13 protein-coding genes are annotated in these 15,535 nt (G+C 29.0%); 6 read left to right on the forward strand and 7 right to left on the reverse strand.

What is annotated here, in order from left to right; all coding sequences use genetic code 11:
- The first annotated feature begins 49 nt into the window (after positions 1–49).
- From N3Z17_RS02810 to N3Z17_RS02820, 3 genes are read left to right on the forward strand one after another with little or no spacing between them, the layout of a single operon-like run.
- Complete coding sequence (locus tag N3Z17_RS02810) at positions 50–1,282, forward strand: sensor histidine kinase (protein WP_282472493.1); 1,233 nt, start codon at positions 50–52, stop codon at positions 1,280–1,282.
- The gene (locus N3Z17_RS02815) at positions 1,283–1,543 is read left to right on the forward strand and encodes an AtpZ/AtpI family protein (RefSeq protein ID WP_282472494.1); all 261 of its coding nucleotides are present in this window, start codon (positions 1,283–1,285) and stop codon (positions 1,541–1,543) included. It abuts the gene before it with no gap.
- Positions 1,543–2,349 (forward strand): WD_0702 family putative metalloprotease, encoded by an 807-nt coding sequence (locus N3Z17_RS02820; RefSeq protein WP_282472495.1) that lies wholly within the window; start codon positions 1,543–1,545, stop codon positions 2,347–2,349. Before N3Z17_RS02815 ends, N3Z17_RS02820 begins: the two co-directional genes overlap by 1 nt.
- A gap of 317 nt (positions 2,350–2,666) precedes the next feature.
- On the opposite strand, the gene N3Z17_RS02825 is transcribed toward N3Z17_RS02820, so the two are convergent.
- Together N3Z17_RS02825 and N3Z17_RS02830 are read right to left on the reverse strand one after the other, a co-directional pair.
- Positions 2,667–4,049, reverse strand: coding sequence for an aldehyde dehydrogenase family protein (locus tag N3Z17_RS02825; protein WP_282472496.1), 1,383 nt, complete (start codon positions 4,047–4,049; stop codon positions 2,667–2,669).
- 8 nt (positions 4,050–4,057) lie between these two features.
- A complete protein-coding gene (locus N3Z17_RS02830; protein WP_282472497.1) occupies positions 4,058–5,050 on the reverse strand; it encodes a hypothetical protein in 993 nt (330 codons plus the stop codon).
- A 351-nt stretch (positions 5,051–5,401) separates the two neighbouring features.
- On the opposite strand from N3Z17_RS02830, the gene N3Z17_RS02835 reads away from it, so the two are divergent.
- The 3 genes from N3Z17_RS02835 (at position 5,402) to N3Z17_RS02845 (ending at position 8,302) form a co-directional block, all read left to right on the forward strand.
- Complete coding sequence (locus tag N3Z17_RS02835; protein ID WP_282472498.1) at positions 5,402–6,298, forward strand: polysaccharide deacetylase family protein; 897 nt, start codon at positions 5,402–5,404, stop codon at positions 6,296–6,298.
- A gap of 304 nt (positions 6,299–6,602) precedes the next feature.
- Positions 6,603–7,466: a DMT family transporter gene (locus N3Z17_RS02840; protein ID WP_282472499.1), complete on the forward strand. Its 864-nt coding sequence runs from the start codon at positions 6,603–6,605 to the stop codon at positions 7,464–7,466.
- A 32-nt stretch (positions 7,467–7,498) separates the two neighbouring features.
- Positions 7,499–8,302 carry a class I SAM-dependent methyltransferase gene (locus N3Z17_RS02845; protein WP_282472500.1) on the forward strand — a complete coding sequence of 268 codons (804 nt, stop codon included), beginning with the start codon at positions 7,499–7,501 and terminating at the stop codon, positions 8,300–8,302.
- 222 nt (positions 8,303–8,524) lie between these two features.
- Here the strand turns inward: N3Z17_RS02845 and N3Z17_RS02850 are convergent, their stop codons facing one another.
- The 5 genes from N3Z17_RS02850 to N3Z17_RS02870 all read right to left on the reverse strand — a co-directional run bounded on the left by N3Z17_RS02850 (position 8,525) and on the right by N3Z17_RS02870 (position 15,488).
- Complete coding sequence (locus N3Z17_RS02850; protein WP_282472501.1) at positions 8,525–11,269, reverse strand: sodium:solute symporter family transporter; 2,745 nt, start codon at positions 11,267–11,269, stop codon at positions 8,525–8,527.
- 808 nt (positions 11,270–12,077) lie between these two features.
- The gene (locus N3Z17_RS02855; RefSeq protein WP_282472502.1) at positions 12,078–12,800 is read right to left on the reverse strand and encodes an ATP-binding cassette domain-containing protein; all 723 of its coding nucleotides are present in this window, start codon (positions 12,798–12,800) and stop codon (positions 12,078–12,080) included.
- Positions 12,782–13,669, reverse strand: coding sequence for an ABC transporter permease (locus N3Z17_RS02860; RefSeq protein ID WP_282472503.1), 888 nt, complete (start codon positions 13,667–13,669; stop codon positions 12,782–12,784). The genes N3Z17_RS02855 and N3Z17_RS02860 overlap by 19 nt, the downstream gene beginning before the upstream one ends.
- Before the next feature lie 2 nt (positions 13,670–13,671).
- The gene (locus N3Z17_RS02865; RefSeq protein WP_282472504.1) at positions 13,672–14,604 is read right to left on the reverse strand and encodes an ABC transporter substrate-binding protein; all 933 of its coding nucleotides are present in this window, start codon (positions 14,602–14,604) and stop codon (positions 13,672–13,674) included.
- 224 nt (positions 14,605–14,828) lie between these two features.
- Positions 14,829–15,488: a helix-turn-helix domain-containing protein gene (locus N3Z17_RS02870; protein WP_282472505.1), complete on the reverse strand. Its 660-nt coding sequence runs from the start codon at positions 15,486–15,488 to the stop codon at positions 14,829–14,831.
- Positions 15,489–15,535: the final 47 nt, after the last annotated feature.

Raw genomic sequence — 15,535 nt, forward strand, 5'->3', positions numbered from 1 at the left:
GCTTCATAACTGTGTTACAGTTCAATTTTACAAATTATAGTTTGTTTCAATGGGGATTTTAAGAAAAACAAAATCTTTTTTTAGTCAATCGTTGCTGAAAATTGAAGAAAATGAAAAATTATATTTTGTATTATGCATTTTGATATTGCTGATTAATGTTCCGATCACAATCTTTGAGTTAAAAGAGAATGATTTAGTTATCGATTCTATTATTGTAATAGATTCGATGGCAATATTAATAAGTATATTTTACTTATTTTATAGATTGGTTTTAAAAAAGAAAAGATACCTTAAGGTTTTTCAGGTCTGTATTCTGTTATTTTGCATAGCATTTTTTCCATGGTATACGTTTTTTTTAAGCCATTTTGGTGACCAGTGGATTATAAGATTAATTTTATCATTTGGCATGCTATATATTTATTCAAATAACAGATTTGTTATTGTAATGTCTGCCGTTGCTGGGATACTAGCATATTCATTATATTTGTTTATATCTAGTATTTATGTGGGTAATACTGAAAATATCATGTTGGAATATGTAGAGCCATATACTATTTTTAATAATGGTGTATTTAGCATTAGTTTGGTGTTGCTTGTAATTTATAAAATTACATTAACATCAAATCAAATAGAAATTTCTAAAGCATTTGCAAGTGCCATAGCTCATGAGGTTTTTAGCCCAATATCCATTGTAAAGGTAAAATCAGAATTACTTTTAGAAAAAATGGATTATGACGACAAAGTGGCTTTGAAAGATAGAGTTAGGGAATTAATAAAATTAACAAATCATTGCATGAGAAGTATCGAAATAATACTCACTGCGTCAAAAAATGTGAATACTGAATATTCAGATGTTAAAAAGTATTCTGTTGTAAAGTGTGTAGAAATAGCTCTTGAAGAATTCTATTTAACTGAAGAGCAAAGATTAAGAATTCATTTTGATAAAAGTAGTGATTTTAAATTTAAAGGATCAAGACATTTATTTAAGCATGTAGTATTTAACCTTATTAAAAACACAATTTCTCATGCAGGAAGTAACGCAAAAATATACATATGGGTTGAAAAAAATAAACTGCATTATAAAGATGATGGTAATGGAATTAAAAAAAATGAGTTGCCAAAGATTTTTAATGCAGATTTTTCTAATGGAAGGTTTGGTATAGGATTGCATTTTTGTAAAAAAGCAATGGAAAGGATGAATGGTAAGATTGAGTGTGTTTCTAAATTTGGAGTGTACACTGAATTTATAATTTCTTTTTCAAAATCTATTGATAATAGTTAAGTGAACAAGGAAGAGCTTAGATTAAAATTAACAAGTTTAGAGAAAAAATTAAATCATAATAGATATGGTAAAAGCAAAAGATTTAATATGCCTATGATGATTGTGACTGAACTATTTGCCGGAGTTTTAGTTGGTTCTGCAATCGGTTATTTAATTGATCGATATTTTAAAATATTACCTGCATTTACCATGTTATTTGGTGTTTTTGGTTTTTTTGCCTCTTTATTAAATATTTATAGAAATTTATATACCAAAAAATAATGAGATTAGCAAAGTTGGATGTGATTAACATTATTAAAGAGCAGACTATAGCTGAGTGTGATGAGATCAAGATTAGGTTTATAGAGCATATTAAGCATCTGTATCAGTATGCTATATTTAAAAATTTATTAGATTTAGTTGCAACTAAGGCATTGCAAAATAGTTTAAAATTCAATATTAAGGAGAAAACAAAATTTGATCTAGATGAAGGTAATTGTAGAACTATTAAGGAGCCACTTATAGATTCTGTATTGAATAATTTTAGGACAGACAAGCATTATATAATAACCATAAAAAAAATAGAATATAATGTAATAATTCATGAGATTGCACATATGATTGAACAAGAGCTTAATTTAGATTTAAATCACTTTGTTGCATTTCTCAATCATGATTTTCAAAACGATAATAATATTATAACTGTAAAAAATGCCATAAACGATGTGTTGGTAAAGCAGGTGGCAAGGTATAGTGTTAACCAACATAATTCTGAATTATTTGCAAGGTTTTTTCAATTATTTGCAGAGGCTAAAGAGATCTCTGGCTACCAAACCAAATATAAATATAATTTGGAAGATATCGGTAAAGCACTAGTTAATTCTATGATTTGGGTGGAGCAAACCTTAGGTGCGTTAATGCAAGATAGACTAGATGTTAATATAGTAAATTTCACTAAAAGCTATATTAAACAAGTTCAAGATATCAATCATAAATGGGCAGAGCAAAAAGTGCAAAAGCTACATGGTGATAATCGTAATAATAAATCAAAATGGACTAAGGCTGTGAAATCAATAAAGGATATATGATATTAATTCAGGTGTGCGCTTCCTTCAAACATGTGTGACAAATAAAAAATATAATAGAGTTCAACTTAGAAATAAAATTGTTAGTTGAGCGGTTTGAATTGAAGAAAGAAGTGAAGCTAAAGGCGTTATATAAAGAATTGATGCAAGAGAATTACCGTACGTTTACGATGAAAATGAATTATAACGAAAGGCTGTTATATCATCAAGAGCATAGTTTATCGATAATGTTAAAATACAAAAAGTATATAGAAGGCTTTAAAAAACAAAATAGGGCCAAAAATATTAGGATTATGCAACAAAGCCTTTTTAATATACTTTTAATTTATAAGAATAGTTTTAATGTTAGCAAATTCTTTAAGTCCGAATTCAGCTAATTCTCTGCCAAAACCAGATGACTTAATGCCTCCAAAAGGCAATTGTGGATTAGAAGCTACCATTTTGTTGATACTGCACATACCAAATTCAAGTTCATTTTGACAAATTTTTTCAGCTTGTTCTAAGTTTTTGCTAAAGATTGAGGCAGATAAGCCATATTCAGATTGATTAGCCAATTCTATAGCTTCTTTGTTATTGCAGGCTTCTGTAATGCAAAATACAGGTCCGAATAATTCCTGCTGAAAAGCAATATTAGAAGGAAGAATATTTTTTAAAACAGTGATAGGAAAGAAAAATCCTTTATTATTTGGCACTTTACTTTCAAAAATAGATTTTGCACCAGCAGCTATAGCTTGCTTTACTTGTAATTTCAGATTTTGCTTAATATCTGTTCTTGCAAGAGGTCCTACTTTATTGGATTTTAAATAAGGTGATCCAAGTGAGATTTTTTTTAGTGATTCAATAAGAAGTTCTTCAAATTCAACAGCAATATTTTGAGAGAGAATAATTCTTTTGGCAGCTACGCAGACTTGACCAGAATTTAGGAGTCTTGATTCAATACATTGATGTGCAGCGTCTTCTATATCAGCATCGTCAAAGACAATGAAAGGATCATTACCTCCTAATTCAAGAACAGATTTTTTGATGTTCTCACCAGCATGCTTTGCAACAGAAGAACCAGCTTTTTTACTGCCAGTAATGGAGACGCCAGCTATTAGATTATGGCTCAAGATTTTAGCAATAATAGGAATATCCACAATAATACTTTTAAAAATATTATTAGGAAATATTTTAGAAATTAATTTTTCAATAGCGAGAGAAGTACCTGTAGTATTGGGTGCATGCTTCAACAAAATGCCGTTCCCTAAAACAAGATTAGGAATAGTAAATCTCATTACCTGCCACAAAGGGAAGTTCCAGGGCATTATACCTAAAATAATACCCAAAGGTGAGTATTGATAATAGCTTTTAGAATAGCTAGTTTTAACATTTATATCAACTAAGAACTGTGCAGAGTTTTCATGGTAATAATCGCATAATAACATACATTTTTCTACTTCGGCGAAAGACTGTGTAATTGGCTTTCCCATTTCATCGGTAATTAATTTAGCAAGATTTTCTTTTTCTTCTAGAAGCGCGTGTTTGAGTAGCGGTAGAAAATTTAATCTTTCCTGGAGAGAACAAGATCTCCACGATTTATAGCCTTTATTAAGATGCTCGATAAATGTGATTAGTTGTTTTTCACTATGCTCAGTGTATTCTGCAATAATTTCTTCATTAAAGGGGTTAATAGTCCGTATAATTTGAGTTTCTTTACCCATCATTCTATATTTTATATACTAAGGTCATTATCACTTGGCAGATTATCAGTTAACTCAGCGTCCTTAAAAGTTTCTAGGTTGCACATTGAATTATCATTAAAAACTTCTATACTTATATCATGGAAATCGGAAAAATAACAACTACCAGTATATAGTAACAAAATGGGTATCAATAATTCTTCTTCAGGCAAGGTAAAAGTGAATACCAAACCTTTTTCCAAACTCCTTAATGTGCACTCCTCAGCACTCTTGTATTTAGAATAAAATATTCCAAATATACCTGTATAAAAGTGTGTACCTTTAAAACTTTCTAACAAAGGAAATGGATTCGCTATTTGCAAAGCTTCTGGGAATAAATTGCCAGAAATGAAAAAGTTTATATAACTATTGTTAAGAAAAGTTTCCAATACTTCTATAGATTGGGGAATTATATACCAGTATAAAAGTTGGTAATTTTGCAATATTTTAAGATTTTCTTTATACTGTTGCTCTTTTACTAGAGCTAGTTCATATGCTGCATTATTTACTCCTCCAATAAATATTTTTACATATAGTAACTTTTTTAAATCATAAAAATAATCTTTATCTGTATGTTGGTAAATTCCTGCTAAATCTACAAAATTCTTTGTAATAGCATATTTGCCAACGCCTCCTATAAATCCAATAAGAAGCTTGTAGTATGTGCAATCAGAATAATCTCTATATATTTCTCTAAAGGTGTAGCTGAACCATGCTCCTGCAGTATATACTACTACATCTTTTAAAATGGTAATCATTCCCATATATAAATTTCTAGTGGGATTCAAATGGAGATTATTACTTAAATGAGATTTATATGTGAATACAAATACAGTAAGGCCATCTGCTAGAATTGAAACAGGGAGCTGGCCCAAAAGTACAGTTGGAGCGTTAACTATATTATTTGCTCCAAAATATAACCAATCACTTACCAAATTTTGAAAAGATTGATTCTCAACTACATCACTATGACTAGTATTATTCATATTTAATTCCTATAAGAATATTTTATTCCACTTAGTATGGCACTCATCGATTGAGTAAATATGGTAATAATAGCTTCCGTGGTTACTGTCAAGCCAAGTATAAATAAATTGGGGAAAATTAATTTTCCCTGTTACTAGTTCTATTAATTACGGTTTAAGATTATATGTTAATGAGGTACATAAAAATTTAGTAACAGAGCGTGTAGAGCAATTGTTAAGAGAAGATGGCTTTTTTGATTTCTTTACAAGTTGTATGTTAGAATCTATATTCGAAATGATAGATAATATGTTTGAATTTCAAATTTTTCATGGTGATATAAATGAGCTGTAAAAATCATTCGGTAAAAAATTATGAAGAAAATAAATAATTATAGAATAATATCTCCTTTTTTATGTTTATATAATGGATATATGCATTCTGCTATAAGGTCTTTTGATTCAGAAGGATTAGATTATTTTTTGTTGGTGGACATAGACAATTTAAATACAAGATTAGCAAGAGCTCAAGATTGTAATCCAAGGAGAAATGATGAAGAAGGTAGATATTTTAAATTCAAGGAATTTGAAGAGAGTAGGTATTATAAAATTGTAAATAAATATAATATCATAGAAAATAATAATAAAGATAATCAAGGTCTAAAAAGCATAGATAAATCAGAAGGAGTATTTATATCAATAGATATGTGTCCTTCGGTTAATAAAATAGAAAAGAGTTTATTTATAAGACTAAAAGAAAAATATAAGTTAAACAAGGTTTATGTATCCATAGCAATAAGTGGTTTATGGGTTGTGCAAAATCAGGAGGATTTTATTTGGTTACAATCTCTAAAGTCAGATAATTTTATTATTACATGGATAAATCACAGTTTTATACATCGATATTATAAAGACATCGCGATGGAGAATAATTTTTTACTTTTATCCGATACAATTATTCAATCTGAAATTTTAGATACAGAAAGAATTTTAATTGAGCATGGAGAGATACCTTCAATATTTTTTAGATTTCCTGGGTTAATTTCGGATGAAAATTTTTTAGCAGAATTAAAAAAGTATGGATTAGTGCAATTAGGTTCGGGTGCATGGATCTCTAAAATGAAAGAAGATGATATCATAGAAAAAGGTAATATTATTTTAATTCACGGCAATGGAAATGAAGAAAGAAGGGCGCTAGAGGTGCTTTATAAATTTATTGATAATACAAATTTACAATTTCTAAAACTAGAAAATGAGATAAAAAATAGTTAGTAAAAAATAAGTTTCTTCAATTGATTTAATAATAGTAGCTGCATATTTGTAATAGCTTGTTTCATTATAGGTTTCTATAAAGTTGATAAAATCAATAACATAAGAGAGTATTCTTTAGGAAAATCATCATTTCCAACACTTATCTTAGTTGCAACTATTTTTAATGCATATGTAAGTGCTAGGGCTAGTATAGCAGATATAGGGTTGGTACATAGTTCAGGATTAGTTAATATGGGTGGAATAATAGAGTGCGATTCAGAAGAAAATCAGTATACTAAATTTTTTATCAAATTATAAAATTATTATGAATTATTATAAGGGAGCAGCATGGTTTATTATAAGTCTAATTATAAGCTCATTAAATGATGTGGTAGCAAAATATGTTAGTTTTAACCTTCCAGTATGGGAAACAGTATTTTTTAGATTTTTCTTTGGAACTATAACACTTGTACCATTTATATTATTTTATGGTAAAGAATCTATAGCTAGTTCAAAGCCATTAGTGCATTTATCAAGAGGTATTATTCTAACATTAGCAATTTATCTTTGGATAAATGGACTTAATGTAACAGATGTTGCTGTAGCTACAATTATAACATTTACTATGCCAATATTTGTGCTAATTCTTGCTGCAACCTTACTTAAGGAGAAAGTGTCAATAAAATTATGGGTGTTGTCTATTATTGGATTAATAGGCGTTGTTATAACTTTAAATCCTAAAGGAATTGAGTTTAATATAAATTCTACTTATTTAATATTTGCAGCTGGATTTTTTGCCTCTTTAGATATAATCAATAAAAAGTATATAATAAAAGAAAGTATGCTAAGCATGCTTTTTTATTCTTCATTAGTTACAACTATAATATCAATGATTCCATTAATCTTTCATTGGAAGATTCCCACTTTTGAGGATTTATTTTTGTTATTAATATTAGGTTCGGGAAGTAATGCAATACTATTTTGTTTATTAAAAGCGTATAAAATAATAACAGTTTCAAGTGTAGCTCCATTAAGATATTTAGAGCTAATATTTTCTATTATATTGGGAAATATTATATTTCATGAAATACCAAAAAATCACTTATTGTTAGGAGCTGCAATAATTATTCCAAGCTCTTTTTATATTATTAGGCTATATCAAAACAATGATAAGCAATTAAGAGAATAAATAATTTAACAAATATTTAGGTTTATATAGTTATGAATAATAAAAACTACATATTAAATACAGGCTCAGAAACTAAGCACAGATTAAGTATATTAGAAAAAATTTATGGAGAATATACAAGTAAATTATTCCAAGAGATAAATTTTCAAAAAGGAATGAAAGTGGCAGTTATTGGTTGTGGTTCTGGGTCAGGTATAGAGCAAATATATGAAAAAATAGGGAGCGATGGTCGTATATTATGTTTAGATATTAGCGCAGAGCAAGTTTCTTTAACTAGAAGTATGCTAGACTCTAAAGAAATTAATAATGTAGATTATATAGTAGCTGATATAGAGAAGTATATTGGAAATTGTGATTATGATGTGGTGTATTGTAGATTTGTGCTTATACACTTACAGAATCCTATTTTAGCATTGAAAAACATGTTAAATCTTATTAAGGAGAATGGTTTTATTGCTTGTGAAGAGCATAATTATGAAGATATTTTTAATTATCCTACTTCAAATTCAATTGACAAATACAGAGCACTATTAAAAAAAATAAGCAATATATTGCAGTTAGATTACGCTTTTGGCAAAAAGTTATACTATGAAATGAATTTGTTGAACGTTGATATATCATATATAAAAAAGTTTGTCCCTCTGTGTACATCATATGATGAGAAAACATTGTTATTATTATCATTGATAGAGGAGGAGAAGCGCTTTATTAGTCAAAATTTATTAAAAGAGGGAGAAATAAAAGAAATGATTGAAGAAATGCAAATAATTGCAGATAAGAAAGAAATTATACAAAGTCCAGGGAGTGTTTTTCAGTGTATAGGGAAAAAGAAATAAAAACGCTATGGCATATATAGATAAAATTATTGTTCTTGCATATTTCTTTTTGTGCCATGTATATTAACCACTATAAGTTATTTTTATATCAAAATTTATCATTTCCTTCCTGTCCAGTTTTTTAGCACCACTTCTCTATAAAATAAATCGTTTTTTTTACACGGTACACGGCTTCCTACGTTTAATTTATAAATGATCGATTAAATAATAAGTATTTTTTCTCTAATCAAGTAAGTGAGGAAATTTTAAGGTAAAAACAGTATAACCATTTATTTTGGCTGATGAATAACAACTTATTGAACCATTTAAATCCTCCATCACTAACTTACTAAATGCTAAACCAATTCCTGTGCCACTATTGCTGTCGTTGTAAAATTTATCAAATATTACTCTGACATTATGCTCAGTTATGCCTTTTCCATAATCAATATAATAAATTGTACTTGGCTTATCTGCCTCTGTTCTGATTTCAATGAGAGTATCATCTCTGTTATGAGTGTATGTATTTTTTATTAAATTAATAATAATATATTTTAAGCAATTATATGCACACTTTACTTTAAAATTCTCACTAATTTTTACCTGAATATCCCTAGCCTGTGGCATATATAATTCACAATCCGTAACTGCTTCATAAATACATTTTTTAATATTAAAAATAGACTTTTCTTCCTTTTTCACAGATTGACTAAGAACTGCAAATAAATTTTCCAGAGTATTTAACCCATATAGATTTATTTTCACTAAATTTTCAACTATTTCCTCAATAGAAGAAATTTTTTTCTTAGTAAATTTATATTCTTTTTCATATTGCGATGATTCAATTTTAGCATTCTTCAATTCATCACTTAATAATTGGCTATAACCATAAGATGCAGTAATGGGCGCTTGAATTTCATGTGCAATTAAATTTCCAAACATCTTTGTCACTTCAAGTTGTTTTTGTTGCTCCTCATTATTATCACTAATTTTTTGCTCTTTATTTTTTATAAGAAATATAGTAATAAATATTGCTGAAATATATACATAAATTAACATCATTAGGCTTTTAAAATCAAATACAGAATTGTCTATATTGATAATCGTGTGGGTCAAATACCCTAGCGTAAAGCCAGCTGTCAAACTGAATAAAAATCCAATAATATTTAGAAATTGATAAAGCAATAAGATTGAAAGCACAGCATTTACACTCCAAAAACTATAATTATCAGTATTAAACAGCATATAACTTGCTAAAAAAGGTAAGCAATAAGTCATTATAAAAAAGTAATAATATGGCATCACCTTTTCTTGAAACTTAGAAGATAGTAAAATATCTCTAAAAATCATCACGAATACTAATATATAGCCAATAATAACCAATATAAGTAATAACAAAGAATTTTTATTTAAGTAAAAACTATACACAAAAAAATAACAAAGAATAAATATACTAAAACGCGTATATAAAGGATCTTGAGCAATAAATCTTTGTTCAAATTTTTGTAATATTGAAATCTTTTTATACTTCTCAAGTTCTATATCTAAATCTTCTCTCATTATTTTAAAAAATATTTTAATTTCTTTTAATAACTCCTTCGGCGTAAATTTTCGAACCTTTTGAAAATAATGGCAACCAAAAAACCCAATTGCAACACCAATTTGGGCAGTTAGCACATACAGCATTGTGTATTCTGGAAAGTAAAAAACACTTACTACTGCAAATAAAAATCCCATCAACACCCCAGAAATAAATGAATGTTTTTTAGCCTGAAAATCATATAACCCAGCAAATAGTGGAATAATAAGCATTTGAATTCCAAAAGTTTTAAATAACCGAATATTCTCAAACAAATTATTAGATAGCAAAAACAATGGTGCTAGCGAAATGATAAGAATAAAAACCCTCAAAATTTTCAATTCTTGCTTATCTGTTAAATTGGGAAACAACACTTTAATAAAATCTTTAGTAATAACAACACTTGCTGCATTTAAATATGAATCACTGGTAGACATAATTATTGCAAATAACCCCACAATCATCACTCCTTTAAGGCCAATTGGCACATAATAGCTAATAAACCTAAATAGCACATTCTCACTTAACCCGACATCATTAGCTTTCATTATGTAAGCTATCGCACAAATGGAAAGCATAAATGGAATGCTAATAAAAAATAGATTGTAAAACACGGTCTTTAATTTTTTTGGGGTAGCAGCCAACATTAAATACCTTTGCATAAATGGCGCCCCAATTCCTGGTAAAAGTGAGGCTGTTAAAAAGCTCAATAGGATAATAATGTTCTTGAAATTAAAATCAAATTCAAAAGTTGACTCAGGTAAGCTTAAAATAACTTGCTCCACCCCATCAAAACGGTAACTAGCTACAGCACAAACAATTGGTATTATAAGAAAAAATATCATAAATTGATAAACGTCAATCGCCATTATTCCCCTTATTCCTCCTACCATACCATAAATTGCTATAACGAAATATCCAAGCAATATCCCAAGTGAAAAATTCATTCCAAAAAAATATGCACACATGGCACCTATGGCAATTGATTGCATGCAAATAGTACCTATCGTTTCAATAATTGTGGCAAAAACTGTTATAAATCTTGCGGATTTGCCGTAAAGACTTCCCATCACCTGGCTTATTGTTGAGCAGAATTGTAAATTGTAAATTTTTGGCACCAAAATTTTTGCAGTAACAAGCCAATATAAAGGCTGTGATAAAACATATATCAAAACAATTACTCCTCCATTATATAGTTTATCAACATAACCAATTGTGGAGCCAGCTCCCACTGCTGTTGCAAAAATTGTGCAAACAAACATGATGGTTGAGGAATTTTTCAAACCAAAAGCGAAATCATCTGCCTTTTTTACTTTTTTGTAGTAATAAAAGGCAATACCCATACATATAAAAATATGGGTTATAACTAGTAAAACATCAAAAATTGGTAAATTTTGCAGATTTAACATTAAAAACCCTAATTTACTTATCTAATTCTTTATACAACTTAAGAATATCATTTCAACAAAAATCTTTGCATTTTTATTTATATAAATTTCCTTCTTACCATTTAGTACAATAGATTTGCCAAATATATAAATCTAGAAAAATATTGCTCTGCATAAATATTACTTAACAGACAGCAATTTTACTATTTTTTTTCGTATAATTTTAATTATGAAATGTACAACGTAAAGAATATAAATTTAAAGTTTTAGGTATAATCTTAAGAAATTATTATTAAAAAAATAAATTTTATAAGTCAAAGCATAATTTTAGTTGACAAATTGTAATGTCTCTATAATGCTGTTATATGGGTAACGGTAATCGATATATAAGGAGACAATCATGAATAAATTTACGAGTAAATTATTTACTTTTGCATTAATGTATGGAGTTACGATATTTACAATTGTTGCTGCATTTGCGGATGAAGGAAGATAGTATTAAGTTTAATGCTTGATTTTGGTGTCAGAAGTTTTGCAAGCGTGTTTTACTCATATCCCAGCTGGGAGTTGACTAAATACGTTGGCAGACTGAAGATAAGATAGTGCCAGTGACTTTTGAGGGGAGGTGCTACTGGTGTTCTCTAGATTGAGAAGTTAAAGCTTTGACATTTTGTTTAGTGGCGATGCGAGCTAGCTTTTACTCTCCCCCTATTTTTTAATTTGCACACTGAGTGCTTTGTGATGTATTTTTAACCATATTCATAACATAATATACCGCCCTTTTAGGTTTAGAAATGGTGCATACCGAATTTTTAAGAATGCTTTTTTACTAAAAACAACGCTTAATCAACTCCTCTTTTGATACTCCATCACTCTTATCTGAGTAATAACAAATCTTTCCATCCTTAAGTGCATAAATCTTGTTTCCGTATTTTGCGGCATTGTTCAAATCATGCGTAACCATTATGCAGGCCATTTTATGTTCTTTAATTGCAGAAACTGTCATATCCATAACATAATCTGCCATCTTTGGGTCAAGAGCCGATGTGTGTTCGTCTAATAGTAGTAATTTTGGTGGATTAATAAGTGCAAGGATAAGTGCTAATATTTGTTTTTCTCCTCCCGATAATCTAGTTACCATTACATCCCTCATATACATCATCTTTTCATAGTAATGTGTTGTCATATCATAAAAGAAGCCCTCATTATTCTTCGGATAAGATTTTTCGAATCTCATTAAAAAATTCTCATATACTGAAAGTCTTTCAAATAAACATTCTTTTAAATTTTGCGTAATAGTTGCTATACTCCGGAAATATTCTTTATTGCTAAAAGATTCAATTGGCTTGGAGTTAAAAATAATTTCTCCTTTTGATGATGTAATATTCTTATTAATAGCATTAATCAAAGAACTCTTTCCAGAACCGTTATGCCCTATAATAACTATAAAATCCCCATCTTCAACATCTAGTGATATATTATCAAGTGCTTTTTGATTAATATGTGGCAGTGTATATTCTAAATTTTTAATTCTTAGGAGTTTATTTCCCATGGTTTCCGTTTTTTATTTGACATAATTTTTAGCAAAACTACAAGAAGCAACCCAATTAGTAATTTTAGATTAATCGGATTAACCCCAATTTTTAGAAGAAATGTGACTGCTGAATAATATAGTAATGCTCCTAGTAAGCATGCCATGCAATCAATTTTCACTGAAAAATTCTTGAATCTAAACATTTTTCTCATTGTCTGCACTCCTAAAAGCCACGCAGCTATAGCCGTAAGGGCTATGCCAAATCCCATGTTTATATCAGTAAATCCATAAATTTGACAAGTTAGTGCACCACTTCCTGCTGCAAGCGCATTACTAAAAGCTAAGCCAATTATTCTATATTTTTCAGGATTACAACCCAACCTATATAACAAATGTTTATTATCCCCATAAGCCCTTATTCTCAAACCTAACTGAATATTTAGCAAAATAGAAACCATCACTATACAGAAAAGGGTATAGAATGCAGCAAATATAAACCCTGCATTATCAGCAAATGCATAACTGATATACATTAGCATAGTTTCGTGATTATAGGTTGTTAAATTTGGAGAACCCATGATTTGCAAATTTATACTGTACAACATAAAAATCATCAATATTCCAGCAATTAAGCTATCAATTTTATCATGTCTTTGTATACAGCCAACAACAATTCCTGCCATCAACCCCGCTAGTATAGCTATAAAAAATGTTAAAACTGGATTTATTGCCTCAATTATCAATCTTGCATATACTGCTGCTCCCAATACAAAACTTCCCTCCACAGTCAAATCCGTAATCTTCATTACTTCATATGAAATATAAACCGCAAGTACTAAAGGTACTAGTGTAAAAGTCTGTAAAAAAACATCCAACACACCCTGCATATTTAATTTTTAATAATTAATTCTTGTTTATACAAACCATTCTTTAGCGGATTTGGCAACAAAATATTATTCCTAAAAATAATCAAATTTGCTTTGTTATTAATTTTATAATTCTTTTTGTCTTTATTATCTATTAGTGACATCACTATTTTTGCCCCAACAACCCCAAGCTGTCTCTCCTTCACGCCAAGCGCAACATTAGCACCACTTTTCACACTCCCCTCATCAGAAGCAATAATAGGAATACCACGCTTTTGAGCAACATTGACGATAGACGGCATAGCGCTTACTACTAAATGGTCTTTCAAAACTAATATTGCTTGTGATTTTTCATTGACAGTTTGTAATGCAGAAAAAATTTCAGGCATGTTTTGTATAGAAATCACCTGTAGATTACACCCTATATCTTTTAAAAGAGTTTTGATTAACTTTGACTGATTGAATATTCTAGCATCGTTGCTATTAATAAGTGTTAAATATTCAGGCTTAGAAATGATAGTTTGTATAAATTTCACAAACTGTTCCATCGGTACGTTATCTTCGACATTTATCAAATTAGCATTTTCTGCTTCATCATATTTAGAAAGCTCAGCCGCAATACTTATAATTTTTTTATCTTTTTTCAACATTTTGATAGCCAATTGCGTAGCGTTTGTCCCAATGGGCACCACCATATCATAATGATTGCTATATATCTGCTGAAAAATAGTTCTCATTAAATTAGGATCACCCTGCGCATTGTAAATTGTCAGCTTATATTGTTCATTAATATTGTTTTTTAGTTGCTCTTCAAAACCATCAACTATATCATCCATAGCTTTATGACTCATTGGCATTATGATAGCAATTTTATAATGATTTTCAGCGGCTTTAATTTCCTCTAAAGAAATTAATACAGCAAACACGAATACAACGTACTTAAAAAATTTAGACATAACAGTTTATATAAATAATAAAAATAACAAATCACCTATGTCATAGCTTAAACGCTATGACAAGGTATTTAGCAGCAGTTAAAACGCCACCATCGAAAAAATATGATATTTAATTTATATAAACAAGCCATTAAGGAAGGATATATTATTAACTGGTATCGTGCAATGAAAAATTACATTAGAAATAGGCATTGTCTTAAAATAGTTGAAATATAAAATCAATTTCACAACTTCTTGGCTATATTATCCCAAATCATATCAAATTGATTAGAGTTTACTAAAAATAAATGGAAATTTTCAATTAGTAGTACTCTAAGAGGGTCCAACATAACAAACGCCACCTTTCTATCATAAATATATATTGGCAATGGAAAAAAGTATTCAGATGGAATTTGTCTATATTCCCTATAACTTTTATACTCAATATCCTCAGCCTCGTCGCTGCTCAAAATTTTAGAACTTAAGTTATTGACCTTTTCCATCCTGTTTTCATGCATCTCTAAATATTCATTATCTATAATTTTAATTAGTGATTTTTTTTCAATACCACTAATTTTTACACATCCACCAACATCTTTAACTGAATCATATATATCATTAAGAAGATATATAACTCCCTCCCTACCATCTAGCGTTTTTACTATATCAAACTTACTCCTAATTCCATCATTAATTAAAAATTCTACTTTAGCACTCCTAAATGCTTGATGAATTTTGTTAGCTGTTTTACTAGTCAAATGGTGCTTATCATTTTCTATATTGGCAATCGTTGCTTTTGTTAAATTACACTTATCTGCTAATTCAGATTGTGTCCAGTTTAACAATCCTCTTGCTGCCCTAACTTGGGCACTTGATATCATAACCTGATCATTACTCTTACTCATATTCAACAATGTTATTAATATTTATTTCCTAAGAAATCAGGATATAC

Origin of the sequence: Candidatus Bandiella numerosa, assembly GCF_029981845.1 — a bacterium.
GTDB classification, from domain to species: Bacteria; Pseudomonadota; Alphaproteobacteria; order Rickettsiales; family Midichloriaceae; genus Aquirickettsia; species Aquirickettsia numerosa.